General features: G+C 73.2%; 16 protein-coding genes. 4 read left to right on the top strand and 12 right to left on the bottom strand.

What is annotated here, in order from left to right; translation table 11 throughout:
- Positions 1-82: 82 nt before the first annotated feature.
- The 8 genes from ACIBBA_RS06405 to eno form a co-directional block, all read right to left on the bottom strand.
- Positions 83-565, bottom strand: coding sequence for a hypothetical protein (locus ACIBBA_RS06405; protein ID WP_396694367.1), 483 nt, complete (start codon positions 563-565; stop codon positions 83-85).
- Between the two features lie 161 nt (positions 566-726).
- A complete protein-coding gene (locus ACIBBA_RS06400) occupies positions 727-1,758 on the bottom strand; it encodes an HAAS signaling domain-containing protein (RefSeq protein WP_396694365.1) in 1,032 nt (343 codons plus the stop codon).
- Entirely contained in the window at positions 1,755-2,087 is a 333-nt protein-coding gene (locus ACIBBA_RS06395) for a PadR family transcriptional regulator (RefSeq protein ID WP_350867264.1), read from the bottom strand. The genes ACIBBA_RS06400 and ACIBBA_RS06395 overlap by 4 nt, the downstream gene beginning before the upstream one ends.
- 102 nt (positions 2,088-2,189) lie before the next feature.
- Positions 2,190-3,119, bottom strand: coding sequence for an exopolyphosphatase (locus ACIBBA_RS06390; protein ID WP_396695168.1), 930 nt, complete (start codon positions 3,117-3,119; stop codon positions 2,190-2,192).
- Between the two features lie 145 nt (positions 3,120-3,264).
- Positions 3,265-3,810, bottom strand: a complete 546-nt coding sequence (locus ACIBBA_RS06385) for an amino-acid N-acetyltransferase (protein ID WP_357048630.1) — start codon at positions 3,808-3,810, stop codon at positions 3,265-3,267.
- Positions 3,807-4,364, bottom strand: a complete 558-nt coding sequence (locus ACIBBA_RS06380) for a DUF501 domain-containing protein (protein WP_396694363.1) — start codon at positions 4,362-4,364, stop codon at positions 3,807-3,809. Before ACIBBA_RS06380 ends, ACIBBA_RS06385 begins: the two co-directional genes overlap by 4 nt.
- Positions 4,365-4,398: 34 nt before the next feature.
- Positions 4,399-5,037 (bottom strand): septum formation initiator family protein, encoded by a 639-nt coding sequence (locus ACIBBA_RS06375; protein WP_396695166.1) that lies wholly within the window; start codon positions 5,035-5,037, stop codon positions 4,399-4,401.
- A gap of 32 nt (positions 5,038-5,069) precedes the next feature.
- Positions 5,070-6,353: a phosphopyruvate hydratase gene (eno, locus tag ACIBBA_RS06370; protein ID WP_357048622.1), complete on the bottom strand. Its 1,284-nt coding sequence runs from the start codon at positions 6,351-6,353 to the stop codon at positions 5,070-5,072.
- Positions 6,354-6,601: 248 nt separating this feature from the next.
- Between eno and ACIBBA_RS06365 the strand changes: the two genes are divergently transcribed.
- Together ACIBBA_RS06365 and nudC are read left to right on the top strand one after the other, a co-directional pair.
- Positions 6,602-7,294 (top strand): hypothetical protein, encoded by a 693-nt coding sequence (locus tag ACIBBA_RS06365; RefSeq protein ID WP_396694360.1) that lies wholly within the window; start codon positions 6,602-6,604, stop codon positions 7,292-7,294.
- Positions 7,291-8,121 carry an NAD(+) diphosphatase gene (nudC, locus tag ACIBBA_RS06360; RefSeq protein ID WP_396694358.1) on the top strand — a complete coding sequence of 277 codons (831 nt, stop codon included), beginning with the start codon at positions 7,291-7,293 and terminating at the stop codon, positions 8,119-8,121. The genes ACIBBA_RS06365 and nudC overlap by 4 nt, the downstream gene beginning before the upstream one ends.
- Positions 8,122-8,172: 51 nt before the next feature.
- Here the strand turns inward: nudC and ACIBBA_RS06355 are convergent, their stop codons facing one another.
- From ACIBBA_RS06355 to mfd, 4 genes are all read right to left on the bottom strand, one after another.
- A complete protein-coding gene (locus ACIBBA_RS06355; RefSeq protein ID WP_396694356.1) occupies positions 8,173-9,792 on the bottom strand; it encodes a DUF885 domain-containing protein in 1,620 nt (539 codons plus the stop codon).
- Between the two features lie 116 nt (positions 9,793-9,908).
- Positions 9,909-10,892, bottom strand: a complete 984-nt coding sequence (locus ACIBBA_RS06350) for a nucleoside triphosphate pyrophosphohydrolase (RefSeq protein WP_396694354.1) — start codon at positions 10,890-10,892, stop codon at positions 9,909-9,911.
- Positions 10,893-10,894: 2 nt separating this feature from the next.
- Positions 10,895-11,662: a hypothetical protein gene (locus ACIBBA_RS06345; protein WP_396694352.1), complete on the bottom strand. Its 768-nt coding sequence runs from the start codon at positions 11,660-11,662 to the stop codon at positions 10,895-10,897.
- A 142-nt stretch (positions 11,663-11,804) separates the two neighbouring features.
- Positions 11,805-15,539, bottom strand: coding sequence for a transcription-repair coupling factor (gene mfd, locus ACIBBA_RS06340; RefSeq protein ID WP_396694350.1), 3,735 nt, complete (start codon positions 15,537-15,539; stop codon positions 11,805-11,807).
- 451 nt (positions 15,540-15,990) lie between these two features.
- Here mfd and ACIBBA_RS06335 point away from each other — a divergent pair, with 451 nt between their 5' ends.
- Together ACIBBA_RS06335 and ACIBBA_RS06330 are read left to right on the top strand one after the other, a co-directional pair.
- On the top strand, positions 15,991-16,911 hold the full coding sequence (locus ACIBBA_RS06335; protein ID WP_396694346.1) for a cyclase family protein: 921 nt from the start codon (positions 15,991-15,993) through the stop codon (positions 16,909-16,911).
- A 188-nt stretch (positions 16,912-17,099) separates the two neighbouring features.
- The coding region (locus tag ACIBBA_RS06330; protein WP_396694344.1) for a helix-turn-helix domain-containing protein at positions 17,100-17,280 on the top strand (181 nt) is incomplete at its 3' end.

Here is a 17,280-nt window from a genome sequence, read left to right as displayed (position 1 = left end):
CCGACGGCGGCGCGGAGGATCTCCGCGCCGCCGTCGGCGGTGGCTGTGGCCGGGCTCCGGCCCGGCCGGTGGGTGTGCCGGCTCAGGCCTTCTTGGTCAGGCAGAGCAGGTACCCGGTCTTGCCCGGCTCGATGCTGTAGAAGAGGTAGCCGTCCTCGTTCTCCTTGATGTACTGCTCGCAAGCCGTGCCGGCCTTCGCCTGCGCCTCGGTCTGCCCGTCGACCCGGCCGACCACGTTGTACGCGGCCTCGGTCGAGGTGCAGTCGACGACCTTGGCGTTGTCGACCTCTTCCTCTTCGGCGCCGGTGACCTCGGGCAGCTCGGCGATGCAGTCGCCGGCCTTCGCCTCGGCGGTGGCGTCCTTGTCGAAGAAGTTGCCGATGGCGCTGGCCAGGCCGAACTTGAGACCGGCGATGACCAGGAAGACGACGATCGCGCCGACGATGCCGAGCGCCTTCTTGGCACCGGACTTCTTCGCCTCCGGCTCGGCCGGCGGCGGCGCCTGCACGGCTGGCTGGGGCTGCTCGGCATCAGCCGAGGGGGGCGGTGCGACCTGCTCTGACACGAGGGTTCCTTCCGAGGGGTTGAGGAGCAGACGACACCGTAACGATGATCAACCGCGCCCGCCGCCCCGCTGGCCTCATCCGTTCAGCCATTTCCCAGCTTCGGGTGTTAGCAGGCACTCCCGGTCACCAGCGAGCGGTGACCGGGAGTGCCGGTGAGAGGTCAGCGGGTGGCGGTGGGGGTGGGCTCCGGCGTGTCGGTGGGAGTGGCCGTGGGCCCCGGACTTGCCGTGGCACCCGGAGTCGCGGTCGAGGCCGGGTCTGCGCTGCCGGTCGGCTCGGGCGTATCGGTGGGCGCCGGAGTGGCCAGCGGCGGCAGGACCGGTGTGGGCGCTGGCCCGGCCGGGGCTCGCGGCGCGAAGGGCGCCTGCTCCGGGCAGTACGGGTAGGGGCGCAGCAGCGGGTTCTTGGCGTTCGGGTCCCGCTCGTCGACGCAGTCCGGGTAACCGAGCCGGATCGGGTCGCCGTTCTGGTCGAAGAGCCGGGCGTTCTCCACCAGCCGACCCTCGCTGTCGTAGACGAACACGTCCCGCACCCGGTCGTACGGGTTGTTCACGGCGATCTGGTCGTAGGGGTAGTAGCCGGCGCGATCTTCGGCATTGGCCAGTGCGGACAGCGCGAAGACGGCGAGCACCAGACTGCTGGCGTGCAGCGCCCAGCGCGGCCAGCCGCGCAACCGCTCGGAGCGCCGGCCGAGCCACACCGACCCGAGCACGAGGCCGACGAGCATCACCAGGCCGGCGAGAAGCTCACCGCCGAAGCGGGGCAGCAGACCGAAGGTGCCGCCCGTGGTCACCACGGTGACCAGCATCGCGGCGAGGTAGCCGCGCAGCACCCACCAGGCCGGGCGGAGCAGCCGCAGGAACTCGCTGGCGGTCGGGTAGCCGAAGGGCGGGCCGAGCCGCGTGTCCACGGCGTGCAGCCGGCCCCGGGCGCGGAGCAGGGCGGCGGCCACCCGTCGCTCCATGTTGCGACCGGCGACGCTCTGCGCGCCGGCCGCGGTCCGCAGCTCGACGGCGTACGCCTCGGGCTGGCCGAGCCGGTCAACCAGCGAGCCGTCGGCTTCGGCGGCCACCTCGGCGAGGTGTTCCGGCAGGTCCTCGGTCAGCTCGTCGCGGACGGCCGGCGGCAGGTCGGCCAGCGCTGCCCGGACCCGTCCGACGTAGTCCGCGATCTCCTGCTCCGTGACGGTCATGCCGCCATCCCCCGATCGTCGAGCAGTGTGTCCATGGTGGTGGCGAACGAGCGCCAGAGCTTGCCGGAACGGGTCAACTGATCCCGGCCGGCCGCGTTCAGCGAGTAGTACTTGCGGTGCGGGCCGGACTCGCTCGGCACGACGTAGGTGGTGAGCAGGCCGGCGGCGAAGAGCCGGCGCAGGGTGCCGTAGACGGACGCGTCGCCGACCTCCTCCAGGCCGGCCTCGCGCAGTCGACGCAGGATGTCGTAGCCGTAGCCGTCCTCGTCGCGGAGGACGGCGAGCACCGCGAGATCCAGCACGCCCTTCAACAGCTGGGTGGTGTCCACGCAAGGCACACTACTGTGCGATGCGTAGTACCGTCAACGAAAGACTACCGAGCGGCGAGTCTCAGCGGAACCAACTTGCCGTCTCGTGGCGGGCGCGGTCGGCTACTGGAGGCTCCAGGCGATGCCGTCGAGGATGTCGTGCTCGGAGGCGACCACGGAGGGCATGCCGGCCCGCTCCATGATCACCCGGAGCACCAGGGCGCCCGCGCCGATCACGTCGGCCCGCCCCGGGTGCATCACCGGCATGGCCAGCCGCTGCTCGCGGGTCTTGCCGAGCAGGTCGGCGGTCACCTCGGCCACCGCCTCGTAGGAGACCCGGGCGTGGTGGATCCGCGCCGGCTCGTACGCCCGCAGTCCCTGGGCGATGGCGACCACGGTGGTGACCGACCCGGCGAGCCCGACCAGGGTGGCGGCCTCGCGCCCGGGCACGACGGCGAGCGCCCGGTCGACCGCGACGGTGATGTCGGCCCGCGCGGCGGCGATCTCGTCCAGCCCCGGCGGATCGCCGTGCAGGTGCCGCTCGGTCATCCGGACGCAGCCGATGTCCACCGACATGGCCGCCTGCACGCCGCCGTCCCGGGTGCCGACCACGAACTCGGTCGAGCCGCCCCCGATGTCCACCACCAGGTACGGCGGCTCGGCGCCGGTGGGCAGCCCGCGCACCGCTCCGGTGAACGAGAGCCGCGCCTCCTCGTCGCCGGTGACCACCTCGGGGGCGACCCCGAGGGTCTGCCGCACCATCGTGCGGAAGTCCTCGGCGTTGGCGGCGTCCCGGGTCGCCGAGGTGGCGACCATCCGGACCCGCTCGGCGCCGAGCTTCTCGATCTCGCCCGCGTAGCTGGCCAGCGCGACCCGGGTGCGCTCGATCGCCTCCGGCGCGAGTCGACCGGTCCGGTCCACCCCCTGGCCCAGCCGGACGATCTCCATCCGGCGGCTCACGTCGGCGAGTGGCGCCTCCGGCCCGGCATCCGGGTCGGGCAGGTCGGCCACCAGCAGCCGGATCGAATTGGTCCCGCAGTCAATGGCGGCCACGCGCGTCGTCACGTCCGCCACCCTACGACAGGTCGGCGGGCCGACTGCCGCACTGCTCCAGACGGCCCCGGCCGACCGGCGATCGCGCCGGCACCCCGGTCGACGTCACTCGCCGCGACCACCGCGCGCCAACAGCGATCGTCGCTCAGAGTCGCAGCAGCATCCGGGAATTGCCCAGGGTGTTCGGCTTGACCCGCTCCAGGTCGAGGAACTCCGCGACACCCTCGTCGTAGGAGCGCAGCAGCTGCTCGTAGACCGGCTGCGGCACCGGCGCGCCGTCGATCTCGGTGAAGCCGAACGAGCCGAAGAAGCGCGTCTCGAAGGTGAGCACGAAGATCCGGGCCACCCCCAGCTCGCGCGCCGCGTCGATCAGCTCGCCGACGATCCGGTGCCCGATCTTCCGGCCCCGGCAGGACGGGTCCACCGCGACCGTGCGGATCTCGGCCAGGTCCTCCCACATCACGTGCAGCGCGCCGCAGCCCACCACCGTGCCGTCGTCGGCGCGTACCGCGACCCGGAACTCCTGCACATCCTCGTAGAGGGTGACCGTGGCCTTGCTGAGCAGCCGCCGGTCGTCGGTGTAGGTGTCCACCAGCCGGCGGATTCCCCGCACGTCACCGGTGCGGGCCCGCCGGACCACGATCTCGTCCTCGGCGGCCCGGCCCGCCGGCCGTTCGACGGGGGCGCTCATTCCGTCGCCGGCACGTCCACGCAGGCCCCCGCCGTCCACCAGGGCTCGATCAGCGCCAGCGTCTCGTCACCGAACGGGTTGACCCCGGGCCCGGCGCCGAGCGCGTGCCCGAGGTGGACGTGCAGGCACTTCACCCGGCCGGGCATGCCACCGGCGGAGATACCGGCGATCTCCGGCACCTCGCCGATCGCCTCCCGCCGGGCCAGGTAGTCCTCGTGCGCGGCACGGTAGTGGGCGGCCAGCTCCGGATCGGCGGCCAGCCGCTCGGCCATCTCCTTCATCAGCCCGGCCGACTCCAGCCGGCTGCACGCCCCGGTCGCCCGCGGGCAGGTGAGGTAGTAGAGCGTCGGAAACGGGGTGCCGTCGGAGAGCCGAGGCGTCGTCTCGACCACGTCGGGGAGGCCGCACGGGCAGCGGTGGGCCACCGCCCGGGTACCGCGGGGCGGGCGTCCGAGCTGCGCGGCCACCGCGGCCAGGTCGGCCTCGGTGGCCGGCTCCCGCTTCGGCGGGGGTACGGAATCCGCCGCCGACTCCTGCGGTGGTACGACAGTCACGGTGCCCATCTCTCGTTCGGTGCTCGACTGGTGCTCAGCTGGCGGGCTGCTCGCCGTTGGCGGCCCGGACGCTCGACCACAGGGTGTCGTACCAGGGGTCGGGCGTGGTCGGCGCGCCGGGGGCGGACCGGCCCGCGTCCCGGGCGGCGCCCTCCGGGTCGTTGAGCAGAATCACCAGCTTCTCGCCCGGCCGGCCCATGTAGAACCGCTCCCGGGCCTTGGTCTCGATGAAGGCCGGATCCTGCCACTTCGCCGCCTCGGCCGAGAGGTCGGCGATCAGCTTCTCCTGCGCCGCCTGGGCGGCCTCCATCCGCTCGATGTCGGCCTGCTGGTTCAGGTAGACCCGAACCGGAAAGGTGTACGCCAGGGCGAGCGCGATGAGCACCGCGAAGAGCACGGTGGCCCGCCCGGTGAAGCGTCGGGGGTGGGGTGCGGAGAGCCGCTTGACCGAGCCGCCGGCCGCCGTACGCCGGGCGGCCGCGGGCCGGCTCGCGGAGCGTACGCCCTCGCTGCCCCGCGCGGCGCTCGGCGCGCGACCGGCCGCGCCACGCGGCTCGGCGCGCACGCCGGCCTCCCGGAGCGGCGCCCGGGCGCTGCGGGCCCCGCCCGGCCGGCCGGACTGGCCGGGCCGGCGGGCGGGACGCTGACCACCCGGTGTGCGGCGCTGCTGCATCGTCACACCCCTCCCCCGAGGCTTCGCGCGTCTCAGGCCGAACGGTAGCGCGGGAAGGCGCCCGCACCGGCGTACCGCGCCGCGTCGGCCAGCTCCTCCTCGATCCGCAGAAGCTGGTTGTACTTCGCGACCCGGTCCGAACGGGCCGGGGCACCGGTCTTGATCTGGCCGCAGCCGGTGGCCACCGCCAGGTCGGCGATGGTGGTGTCCTCGGTCTCGCCCGAGCGGTGGCTCATCATGCACTTGAAGCCGGCCCGGTGGGCCAGGTCCACCGCGTCCAGGGTCTCGGTGAGCGAGCCGATCTGGTTGACCTTCACCAGCACCGCGTTCGCGGCCTTCTCGGCGATGCCGCGGGCGATCCGCTGCGGGTTGGTGACGAAGAGGTCGTCGCCGACGATCTGGACCCGGTCACCGATCGACGCGGTCAGCGTCTGCCAGCCGGTCCAGTCGTCCTCCGCCAGCGGGTCCTCGATCGACACGATCGGGTAGTCACCCGCCAGCTTGGTGTAGTAGTTGCTCATCTCCTCGGCGGACTTCGCGGCGCCCTCGAAGGTGTAGGTGCCGTTGTCGAAGAACTCCGTCGCCGCCACGTCCAGCGCGAAGACGATGTCGGTGCCGAGCCGGTAGCCGGCCTTCTCGACCGCCTCGGCGATCAGGTCCAGCGCCGCGGAGTTGGTGGGCAGGTTGGGCGCGAAGCCGCCCTCGTCACCCAGGCCGGTGGAGAGGTCCTTCTTCTTCAGCACCGACTTCAGCGCGTGGTAGACCTCGGCGCCGGAGCGGAGCGCCTCGCGGAAGCTGGGCGCGCCGATCGGCGCGATCATGAACTCCTGGATGTCGACGTTGGAGTCCGCGTGCGCGCCGCCGTTGAGGATGTTCATCATCGGCACCGGCAGCAGGTGCGCGTTCGGGCCACCCAGGTAGCGGAAGAGGCTCAGCTCGGCGCTGCCGGCCGCCGCCTTCGCCACCGCGAGGGAGACCCCCAGGATGGCGTTCGCGCCCAGCTCGGACTTGGTGTCGGTGCCGTCGATGTCGAGCATCTTCTGGTCGATCAGGCGCTGCTCGCTGGCCTCGTAGCCGATGATCTGGTCGACGATGCGGTCCTCGACGTTCGAGACCGCCTTCTCGACGCCCTTGCCCTGGTAGCGGTCGGCGTCACCGTCGCGCAGCTCGATCGCCTCGAAAGCGCCGGTGGAGGCGCCGGAGGGCACCGCGGCGCGGGCCACCGTGCCGTCGTCCAGGCCGACCTCGACCTCGACGGTGGGGTTGCCCCGCGAGTCGAGAATCTCCCGGGCGACGATTCCCTCGATGGTTGCCACTGAGTCGCTCCTCGTATGTGTGTTTCCGGTGCGAGCCGCGACGGTGCGGCTGAGGCAGGTGTTGAACGCAGCGTATCGGGCGGCGCTCGGGCGCGGGCCGTCCGGGCGCGCACGGGGCCCGTCCGACCGGCCACGGCCCGGCCCGAAACCTGCCCTCGACGGCGGCTTACCCGGACATTCCCGGATTCTCGGGCGCCAACCGGCAACGGGTTTGCGTAGCACGGACCCGATCTATCAGGCTGGGCGGCATGCCCGCCGCCTCGACCACCCTCCGCATGCTCGCCGTGTCGGTCATCGCGTCGCTCACAGTTACCGGCTGTCAGGCCCTCGACGACGCCGGACGGTCGATCGGGCGGGCCGATCTGGTCAACGACTTCGCCGCCCGGCTGGACCGGGCGCTGGAGCTGACCTACTCGGCCGACTACCAGCTCCCGGGCGGGCAGACCGCCTCGATCGCGCAGGCGCAGGACCCCGCCCGCTCCGCCTACCGCTACCCGGGTGGCCGGCTCACCGTCACCGCCGACGCCACCGCCCAGTGCGAGGCGACCGGTGGCCGGACCATCTGCACGCTGGTGCCGCCCCCGGCGCCCGGCAGCAAGCCCGCCGTGACGGTCTTCGCCGAGGCCAAGCGGCGTGGCCTGGTCACCCCACCGGTGGTCGTGGGGATGCTGACCACCGCCGCGCTCGACCCGGAGGCGGTCATCGAGCAGAGCGACACCACCCTGGCCGGACACCACGCCACCTGCATGGATGTCGAACAGGCTGCCGGAAACTTCTCCGCCTGCATGACCACCGAGGGCGTGCTCGGCAGCTTCACCGGCGACGTCGACGGCAAGCCGATGGAGCTGACGCTGAGCCGCTACTCCGACACGGTCGACGGCGCTGCCTTCGACCTGCCGTCCGGGGCCGGCGTGGTCGACCGGCGCACGACCACCTCGTGACCGACGGCCCCCGCTTCGTGCCCGGCGCGGGACATCCCGGGCCGCCCGGACCGGACGATCCCGCGCTGCTGGTGGCCGGCCGCAAGCTGCTGCTCGGCCCGGACGGGCGGTTGAACCGGATCGCCGACCTGCCCGGCGATCACGACTGGGTGCCGATCGGCACCCTCGACGACGCGCCGGTCTGGGCCGCCGGCCTGAGCAGGGCCGGTGCCGGCCGCTGGGTCAGCTGGCGGAGGCTCGCCGCCGAGCTGCCCGAGCCGCTGGCCGCGTTGGCCGGGCGGGCGTTGCAGGTGGTGACCTGGCGGCAGAGCCACCGCTGGTGCGGGGCCTGCCGGGCCGAGCTGGCCGACGTGCCCGGGGAGTCCGCCCGCCGCTGTCCCGACTGCGACCTCTACGTGCCGATGCGGCTCTCCCCCGCGGTGCTGGTCGCGATCACCCGACCCGGAGCCGCCGGCCGCCCCGACGAGCTGCTGCTGGTCCGGCACTCGTACGGGCCGACGGAACTCTGGGCGCTGGTCGCCGGGTTCGTCGAGGCGGGCGAGACGCTGGAGGCGGCCGTGCACCGGGAGGTCGGCGAGGAGGTCGGGCTGACCGTCGACGGGCTGACCTACTACGGCAGTCAGCCGTGGGCGATGTCCGGCCCCGGGGTGCTGCTCACCGGCTTCACCGCCACCGCCGCCGACCCGGCCGCCGAACCGGTCGTGGACGGGCGGGAGCTGGTGCAGGCCCGCTGGTTCCCGGTGGACGCGCTGCCGGCCGAGCTGCCGCCCGCGTACTCCATCTCCCGCTGGCTGATCGACGCGACCGCGACGGGCGCGCGGCGCTGATCCCCCTGCTCCGCGGCCGGCCCGACCGGCGACCCGGCCGACGGGTGGCGGTCAGAGACCGAGCAGGGTGCGCAGGTGGCGCGGGGGCGGGCAGTCGTGCGCGAGCATCGCGTCGTGCCACTCGCGCACCGACACCCCGTCCGGCCGGGCCGCGGCGACCTCGGCGACCTCGCTGTAGCCGACGAAGTACGTGGAGAGCTGGGTCGAGGTGAGCAGCGCGCGGCGCCACTTGCCCGCCGCCTCGCCCTCCTCCTGGAACCCGCGCTCGGTCATCAGCGCCATCGCCTCGGCCTCGGGCAGCTCCTCGCAGTGCACCAGCTGGTCAAGCAGCGCGTTGATGGTCATCCGCAGCTGCATCTTGAGCTGCTGCAACCGCACGGGCAGGCCACCGAAGCCGAGCCCGACCATCAGCTCCTCGGCGTAGACCGCCCAACCCTCGATGAACGGGCCGGACTCGGCCAGCGCCCGCACCCGGGTGCTGCCCGCGTAGCGGCGGGCGTGCGCGAGCTGGAGGAAGTGCCCGGGCATCGCCTCGTGCACGGTCAGGTTGCGGATCATGTGGTCGTTGTACTCGCGGTAGAACGACTCGACCCGGTGCGCCGGCCACTCGGCCGGGGTGGGCGCGATGCAGTAGAAGGTCGGCACGTCCGCGGTCTCCAGCGGGCCGGGTGAGTCGCAGTAGGCGACGGCGACGCCCCGGGCGAACTGGGGCATCTCCTGGATGACGCACGGGTCGTCGAGCAGGGTCACCAGGTCGTGGGTGCGGACGAAGTCGGTCGCCTCGTCCAGGGTCACCCCGGCCAGGTCGACGATGGTGTGGTCGTCCGGGTGCTCGGCGGCGAGCAGGTTGAGCGCGCGTCGTACCGTCTCGTCGTCGGCCGGGCCGCCGACCAGCTCGACCGCCGCCTCCCGGATCTCCGCGGTCACCCGGTCGAGGTTGGCCCAGGCACGCCGGCGAATCTCCGGTGCGCCCAGCTCGGTGTCGAGGGTGTGCCAGAGCCGAGCCTCCCAACGACGCCGGCCCAGCCGCGGATCACGACCCGGCCCGGCGTCGCCGGCCAGCCCGATCCGCAGCCAGGCGACGAACTCCTCCAGCGCGGCGATCGCGGCGGTGGCGGCCGGCTCGACCAGACCGTGCAGCGCGGGGACCTGGGCGAGCAGCGCCGGCACCTCGTCGCGGATCAGCGCGGCGGTGCCGGTGAACTGCCCGACCGCCGTCTCGGCGTGGATCCGGGGCATGTCGCGCAGCGTCCCGCGGGCGATCGCCAGCGCGTCCGGCACGGCCGCGAGCCGCCCGGCCAGCTGGGTCAGCCGCACCTCGGCCGGGGCGTACGGGCGGGCGATCAGCGCGTGCAACAGGGGGCCGGGGTTGTGCCGCAGCGGATCCCACTCGTAGCCACGGATCTCGGTCAACTCGAACAGCTCCCGGTCGACCAGGGCGCTGAGCAGCGCGTGGTCGACCTGCTCCTCGACCTCCAATGCCTCCGGGTCCAGCTCGGAGAGCGCGTTGGCCGCGTCGGTGAGCATGGCTCGGTCGGCGGTGCGCCCGTCCGGGGAGAAGTCGGGCAGCCGGTCGTCGTAGCGGTGGTCGCCGGCCGACGTGGCCAGCCCGGGCCGGCTCTCCAGCAGCGCCTCAACGATCCGCTCAGCGAGCGGCACGAACGATTCCACCCACCGACCCTACCGGCCCCACCACCTGCTCGCCCGACACACGTTGATCATGAAGTTGTTGCCAGGAACACCGGCGTGTCCGGGCAACAAGTTCATGATCGATCTACTCGTTGGGGTTACGGGGTGGGGGGCGGGGGTTCGGCGGCGCGGACGGCGTCGGCGTAGGCGAGGGCGGCGCGGCGGAGAGCCGCCTCGGGGTCGAGATCGGCCGCGCGGGCGGCGGCGACCGTGGCCAGCAGACCGGCGCCGAGCCGGGCCTCCGGGTCCACCTGGGACTCCGCCAGCGGTGGTGGCACGGCCAGGCCGACCCGGCCGGCGCGCTCCAGGATCTTCGCGGCCAGGGCCAACGCGGGCTGGCTCAAGGCGATGCCGTCGAGCACCGAACCCCGCGCCTTCTCGGCCCGCTTGATCCGCTCCCAGTTGGCGGTGATCTCGTCGAGCGTGCCCACCTCCGCCCCGGCGAAGACGTGCGGATTACGGCGGATCATCTTGTCGACCAGCCCGCCGGCCACGTCGTCGACGTTCCACCGCTCGCCCTCGGGCAACTCCTCGGCAAGCCGGGCGTGCAGCACCACCTGGAGCAGCACGTCGCCCAACTCCTCGCGCAGCGCGTCGGTGTCCCCGGCGCTGATCGCGTCGTACGCCTCGTAGCACTCCTCCAGCAGGAAGCCGGCGAGGCTCTGGTGCGTTTGCGCCCGCTTCCACGGGTCACCGCCCGGCGAGGCCAGCCGGTCGAGCACCGCCACCGCGTCGAGCAGCCGGGCGCCGGGCGGATCCCACGAGCCGTACATCAGCTCCAGCTCGGCCAGGCCCGGCTCCCGGGCCAACCGCAGCCCCAACTCCCGGGCGAGCGACTCGTCGCCGGCCGGCCCGGCCAGCCACACCGCGGTACCGTGCGCCGCCACCGCGTCCAGCAGCGCCTGCGTCGCCGGGCCCTCCACCACGGTGACCTCGGCGCCCGCCGCGCGCACGGCGACGGTCAGCTCGCTCTCCGCGCCGGTCAACACCGGCGCGGACCGTACGACGTCCCAGGCCGCCGCCGTCAGCAACCCGGCCGGCAACCGAGGCGAGGTGACCAGCAGGACGATCCGTGCCGACATGCTCAGCTTTCCGTGCCCTCGGCCTCCGGGGCCTCGCTCGACGGAACCGGCTCCGGGGTGGACACCTCGGTCACCGCGGAACCCTCCTCACCCAGCGGCACGCTGACAGCGGGCACCCCGGCCTCGAAGCTCAGCAGCGGGTAGGCCAACGGACGGTAGCGGGGGTTGACCGAGACGTCGTAGCCGTCGACCGCGTCGACGAGGGTCTTGCGGCTGGCCAGCGCCGCCCGCAGCTGGTCGCCGTCCAACTGGCTGGCGGCCTGCTCGTCGGTGACGTCCGCGGGGATGGACCCCGCGGCACGCCCGATCTCGATGACCTTGTCCAGCTCCGCCTTGGTGGGCGCGACGGGCTGCGACCCCGGCACACCGGACATGCAGGTGTGCAACTCGGCGAAGCGCTCCACGTAGGTGGCCTCCGGCGGGAGCGCCATCTGCTGGGCCACCTGCTCCGGGCTCACCTGCCCGCGCGGCTCGTAGCCCTTGTCGGCGGAGAGCTGCCGGCACACGTCCAGCAGCACCAGGGTGGTCACCACGTCGCCCCGGCTCACCACCGGCGCCGCGGCCTGCGCTGGATTCGCCGTCTGCTCCTCGTTCGCCGACGGGCTCGCGGAGGCCTCGCCCCGCAACTCCTCGACGATCGAGGTCACCTGGTCCTCGGTGATCCGGTGGTCACCGATATAGGCGGCGACGCCCGGTTCGGTACGGCAACCGGCAAGGGCGACGAGACCGACCGCCACGCTGGCGACGGCGACAAGACGGCGAGCACGCATGACGGTCACTCTCTCACGCCAGCACCCGTCGCTGTGACGCCCCCCACCGCCCCACCCCAGGGCCCCGGGGCACGACGACCAGGAAGGTGCCGCCGCCACCCGGGGCGCCGACACCTTCCTCAATCGACAGGAGCCTGACGGCTCAGGCGCTCGCCCCCGCCGGGACGGCCGGGGCCGGCGCGCCCAGGACGTCGGTGAGCAGCTGGGCGCACCACTCCAGCAGGGCCTGGTCGCGCAGCGGCTCGCCGCCGATCCGCCGGGTGCTCGGCCGCGGCACGCTCACCTGGTCGGTGGCCTGCTTGTAGACCGAATCCGGGTGGTAGCGCTTGAGCCGCAGCTGCTTCGAGTCGGGCAGCGGCAGCGGACCGAAGCGCAGGTGCTTGCCCTGCATCGAGACGTCGGTGAGGCCGTAGCGGCGGGCGAGCAGCCGGAACCGGGCCACCGCGACCAGGTTCTGCACCGGGGCCGGCGGCTCGCCGTACCGGTCGGTCATCTCGGCGACGACCTCGCGCAGCCGGTCGTCGTCGCGCGCCTCGGCGAGCTTGCGGTACATCTCCAGCCGCAGCCGCTCCACCGCGACGTAGTCGTGCGGCAGGTGCGCGTCGACCGGCAGGTCGATCTTGACGTCGACCTCCTCCTCCGGACGCTCACCCTTGAACGCCTGCACCGCCTCGCCGACCATCCGCACGTAGAGGTCGAAGCCGACGCCCTCGATGTGCCCGGACTGCTCGCCGCCGAGCAGGTTGCCGGCGCCCCGGATCTCCAGGTCCTTCATCGCCACGTACATGCCCGCGCCCAGCTCGGTGTGCTGAGCGATGGTGGCCAGCCGCTCGTGCGCGTTCTCGGTGAGCGGCTTGTCCGCCGGGTAGAGGAAGTACGCGTACGCCCGCTCCCGGCCCCGGCCCACCCGGCCGCGGATCTGGTGCAGCTGGGACAGGCCGAGCAGGTCGGCGCGCTCCACGATGAGCGTGTTGGCGTTCGGGATGTCGATGCCGGACTCCACGATCGTGGTGCAGACCAGGACGTCGAACTCCTTCTCCCAGAAGCCGACCATGACCTTCTCGAGCGCCTCCTCACCCATCTGGCCGTGCGCCACCGCGACCCGTGCCTCGGGCACCAGCTCGCGGATCCGCCGGGCCGCCCGGTCGATCGACTCCACCCGGTTGTGCAGGTAGAAGACCTGCCCGTCGCGGAGCAGCTCCCGGTGGATGGCAGCCGCTACCTGCCGGTCGTCGTACGCGCCGACGGCGGTGAGCACCGGGTGCCGCTCCTCAGGCGGGGTGGCGATGGTGGACATCTCCCGGATGCCGGTGATCGCCATCTCCAGCGTCCGCGGGATCGGGGTGGCCGACATGCTCAGCACGTCGACCGAGGCACGCATGGACTTCAGGTGCTCCTTGTGCTCGACGCCGAACCGTTGCTCCTCGTCGACGATGACCAGCCCGAGCGACTTGAACCGGGTGGCGGCCTGGAGCAGCCGGTGGGTGCCGATGACGATGTCGGCGGTGCCCTCGGCCGCCATCGTCAGGGCCTGCTCGGCCTCCTTCGGCGTCTGGAACCGCGACAGCTGCCGGATCGTCACCGGGAACTGACCCATCCGCTCGGCGAACGTGTTGTAGTGCTGCTGCACCAGCAGCGTGGTCGGCACCAGCACGGCCACCTGCTTGCCGTCCTGGACGGCCTTGAACGCCGCCCGCACCGCGATCTCGGTCTTGCCGTAGCCGACGTCGCCGCAGATCAGCCGGTCCATCGGGACGGTCTGCTCCATGTCCCGCTTGACCTCTTCGATGGCCGCGAGCTGGTCGGGCGTCTCCTGCCAGGGGAACGCGTCCTCCAGCTCACGCTGCCACGGGGTGTCCGGGCCGAACGAGTGCCCCTTGGACGCCTTGCGGGCGGCGTAGAGCTGGATCAGCTGGGCGGCGATCTCGCGGACCGCCTTGCGGGCCCGGGCCTTCGACTTCTGCCAGTCCGAGCCGCCCATCTTGTGCAGGGTCGGCTGCTCGCCGCCGACGTACCGGCTGAGCTGGTCGAGCTGGTCGGTGGGGACGAAGAGCCGGTCGCCGGGCTGGCCGCGCTTGCTGGCGGCGTACTCGATGACCAGGTACTCCCGGGAGGCGCCGTTGACCGTGCGCTGCACCAGCTCGACGTACCGGCCGATGCCGTGCTGCTCGTGCACCACGTGGTCGCCGGCCTTCAGCTCCAGCGGGTCGATGGTGTTGCGCCGCCGGCTCGGCATCTTGCGCATGTCGCGGGTCGAGGTGCCCCGCCCGCCGGTGATGTCGTTGCCGGTGAGCAGCACGAACCGGGACGACTCGTCGACGAAGCCGGCGCCCAGCGAGCCGCAGGTGACCAGCACCTCGCCCGCGTCGGGCGCGACCGGCACGGTCTCGGTCAGCCGGGCGCCCAGCCCCGCGTCGCGCAGCACCTCGACGGCCCGTTGGGCCGGCCCGTGCCCCTCGAAGACCAGCGCGATCGACCAACCCTCGCCGGCCCAGCGCTTCAGGTCGTCGACCACCCGCGCCGTCTCGCCGTGATAGAGCGGCGCCGGCTGGGCGGCGAGCGTGACCGCGATCGCGTCGTCCGGGGTGACGCTGACCGCCTCCGGCTCGTCCTCCCACGGCTGGCGCGCCTCGGCTGCCGCCGGCTCGGCCAGGCCGAACGGGGAGAGCGTCCACCACGGCTGGCCCAGCTTGCCGGCCGCCGCGCGTACCTCGGCGAGGCTGCGGAAGGCGGCAGCGCCCAGGTCGACCGGGGCCTGGCCGCCGACCGCGGCCGCGGCCCAGCTGGCCTGGAGGAACTCCTCCGAGGTACGGACCAGGTCGTGGGCCCGGGTGCGGATCCGCTCCGGGTCGCAGAGGAGTACGTGGGTGCCGGCCGGCATCGCGTCCAGCAGCAGCTCCATCGAGTCGGCGCCGATCAGCGCCGGAGCCAGCGACTCCATCCCCTCGACCGGGATGCCCTCGGCGAGCTTGTCCAGAATCTCGATCAGCTCCGGGTGCTGCTCCGCCAGCGCCGCGGCCTGCTTGCGCACCGCGGGGGTGAGCAGCAGCTCGCGGCAGGGCGGCGCCCAGAGCTGGGCGACCTGCTCGATGGTCCGCTGGTCGGCGACGGCGAAGGTGCGGATCTCCTCCACCTCGTCGCCCCAGAACTCGACCCGCGACGGGTGCTCGTCGGTCGGCGGGAAGACGTCGAGGATGCCGCCCCGCACCGCGAACTCGCCGCGCTTGGTGACCAGGTCGACCCGGGCGTACGCCATGTCGGTCAACCGGCGGGCGACCTCCTCCAGGTCGGCCTCCTCACCGGCCGCGAGCTGCACCGGCTCCAGGTCGCCGAGGCCCTTGAGCTGCGGTTGCAGCAGCGAGCGCACCGGGGCCACGACCACCCGCAGCGGCCCGGTACGGCCGTGCGCGTCGACCGACTCCGGGTGCGCCAGGCGGCGCAGCACGGCGAGCCGCCGGCCGACGGTGTCCGAGCGGGGCGAGAGCCGCTCGTGCGGCAGCGTCTCCCAGGACGGGTAGACCGCCACCTGCTCGGACGGCAGCAGGCTGCCCAGCGCGGCGGCCAGGTCGTCGGCCTCCCGGGTCGTCGCGGTGACCGCGAGCACCGACCGCCCCGCGCCACCCTGTCCCGCGCCACCCTGCCGCGCGCCGCCTGGTTGCCCGGCGCCGCCCTGTCCCGCGCTGCCTGGTTGCCCGGCGCCGCCTGGTCCGCCGGCCTCGGCGGCGTCCGCGGCGACGGCGGCGACCGCGAACGGGCGCAGTGCCGGCGGGGCGGTGATGTCGAGCCCGTCGACCTGCGCGGCACCGGTGCGCGCCAGGTCACGCGCCCGGGCCAGCCCGGGATCGGCCAGCGCGGCGGAGAAGAGTCCGGTGAGCATGCGAATCACTTCCAGGGGAGTCGGTGCACACGACAGATCCCCCGCGTCCGGCCGGACGGGGGGTGCACGACTGCCAGCCTATCTCCGCCGACCGACACCCACCCCCTTCCCGCCCAGGCCACGCCCGCGCCTCCGGACCCCGGCCCGCGCCTCCGGACCCCGCGCCCCGCGCCCCGCGCCCCGCGCCCCGCGCCCCGCGCCCCGCGCCCCGCGCCCCGCGCCCCGCGCCCAAGATCCACACAACTTCCGTGAAGTTGGGGCCTCCGACCGGCCGCGACACCACAGTTTCCGGGAAAATGTGTGGATCTTGGCGCGGACCTGACCCGGCCCGGCCCTGGCCCGGCCTGACCCCGGCCCGGCCTGACCCGGCCGGATTCCGGTTCGGCTGGGCTGGGCTGGGCTGGGCTGGGTGGATCTTGACCGTTCGGGGCGGGCGTGATCGGGTTCGGGGATGAGTGAGGAGTGGCGGGCGCAGTTCGATGCGGAGGTCAGCTTCGCCAACGGTGGCGGGCTGCGGACCGAGGGGTTCCGACTGGACATACCCGGCCAGGAGATCAGCGACGAGGACCTGGCCGGGCTGCTGGTCCGGCACCTCGGCCTGCTGATGGTCGCCGAGGTACGGATCAGCAACAAGACGCTGATCCAGGAGCCGCACAAGGGCGGGCGCGGCGTCACCGGCGGCCGGCCCGGCAGTGACGCCGGTCGACGGCTGGTCGAGTTGAGCCACGTGATCCGGGACGGGATGACCACTCTTCCCGGCTGGCCGGGGCCGCGGATCACCGAGTGGCTGAGCCGCGAGGCGTCCCGCGCGAACTACGCCCCGGGCACCGAGTTCCAGGTGACCCGGGTCGACATGATCGCCAATACCGGCACCTACCTGGACTCACCGGCGCACCGCTGGGCCGACGGGGCAGACCTGTCCGGGCTGCCGCTGGACCGGCTCGCCGACCTGCCCGGCATCGTGGTCCGGGTACCAACCGGCACCCGGGCGGTGGACCGTCTGATGCTCGCCCCGTACGACGTGGCCGGTCGCGCGGTGCTGCTGCAGACCGGGTGGGACGCGCACTTCGGCACCGACCGGTACGGCGCGCCGGAGGCGCCGTACCTGACCGGGGACGCGGCCCGGGCGCTGGCCGACGCGGGCGCGGCACTGGTCGGCATCGACTCGATCAACATCGACGACATGAGCCCGGCGGCGGCTGGCGAGCGTCCCGCGCACAGCGTTCTGCTGGCCGCCGGGATCCCGATCGTGGAGCACCTGACCGGCCTGGGCGCTCTGCCCCCGGACGGCTTCCGGTTCACCGCCGCGCCGCCGCTGGTCGCGGGCATGGGCACCTTCCCGGTCCGCGCCTTCGCCGTCCTGGACACCTGACCACGCCTCGGTTGACGCAGGAGGCCGGGGCGACCGCCCGATCGCCGACCGCCGATCGCCAACCGTCAACCGCCATCCGGCCGATCGTCGGCCGAGATCATCACCAGGTCGCCGATGTTGGGGTCTCCGACCGCCTTGGGTTCAAGGGGTTGTTGCAACGGGGTGGATCTTCGTGAGGATGAGGGTTCATGTCGGGGAGACGGTTGTCGTCCGGGGAGCGGGCGCAGATTGAGGTGTTGTTCGGGCAGGGGTTGTCGTTTCCGCAGATCGCGGCGGTGATCGGGCGGGACCGTACGACGGTGTGGCGGGAGGTGTCGCGTAACCACTGCTACACCGGTGCTCGGGTGCCGACGGGCCAGCGGCATCCGC

Origin of the sequence: Micromonospora sp. NPDC051006, assembly GCF_044456245.1 — a bacterium.
Lineage (GTDB): Bacteria > Actinomycetota > Actinomycetes > Mycobacteriales > Micromonosporaceae > Micromonospora.
Note: the sequence above shows the minus strand (reverse complement) of the source record. Positions and strands in the feature narration are given on the sequence as shown.

Excerpts from the sequence above, each read along its gene's own strand:
- ACIBBA_RS06385 (WP_357048630.1), bottom strand. The coding sequence starts at position 3,810 with ATGAGCGCCCCCGTCGAACGGCCGGCGGGCCGGGCCGCCGAGGACGAG.
- ACIBBA_RS06365 (WP_396694360.1), top strand. The coding sequence starts at position 6,602 with ATGCCCGCCGCCTCGACCACCCTCCGCATGCTCGCCGTGTCGGTCATC.
- ACIBBA_RS06345 (WP_396694352.1), bottom strand. The coding sequence starts at position 11,662 with ATGCGTGCTCGCCGTCTTGTCGCCGTCGCCAGCGTGGCGGTCGGTCTC.
- ACIBBA_RS06400 (WP_396694365.1), bottom strand. The coding sequence starts at position 1,758 with ATGACCGTCACGGAGCAGGAGATCGCGGACTACGTCGGACGGGTCCGG.
- ACIBBA_RS06350 (WP_396694354.1), bottom strand. The coding sequence starts at position 10,892 with ATGTCGGCACGGATCGTCCTGCTGGTCACCTCGCCTCGGTTGCCGGCC.
- ACIBBA_RS06375 (WP_396695166.1), bottom strand. The coding sequence starts at position 5,037 with ATGCAGCAGCGCCGCACACCGGGTGGTCAGCGTCCCGCCCGCCGGCCC.
- mfd (WP_396694350.1), bottom strand. The coding sequence starts at position 15,539 with ATGCTCACCGGACTCTTCTCCGCCGCGCTGGCCGATCCCGGGCTGGCC.
- ACIBBA_RS06335 (WP_396694346.1), top strand. The coding sequence starts at position 15,991 with ATGAGTGAGGAGTGGCGGGCGCAGTTCGATGCGGAGGTCAGCTTCGCC.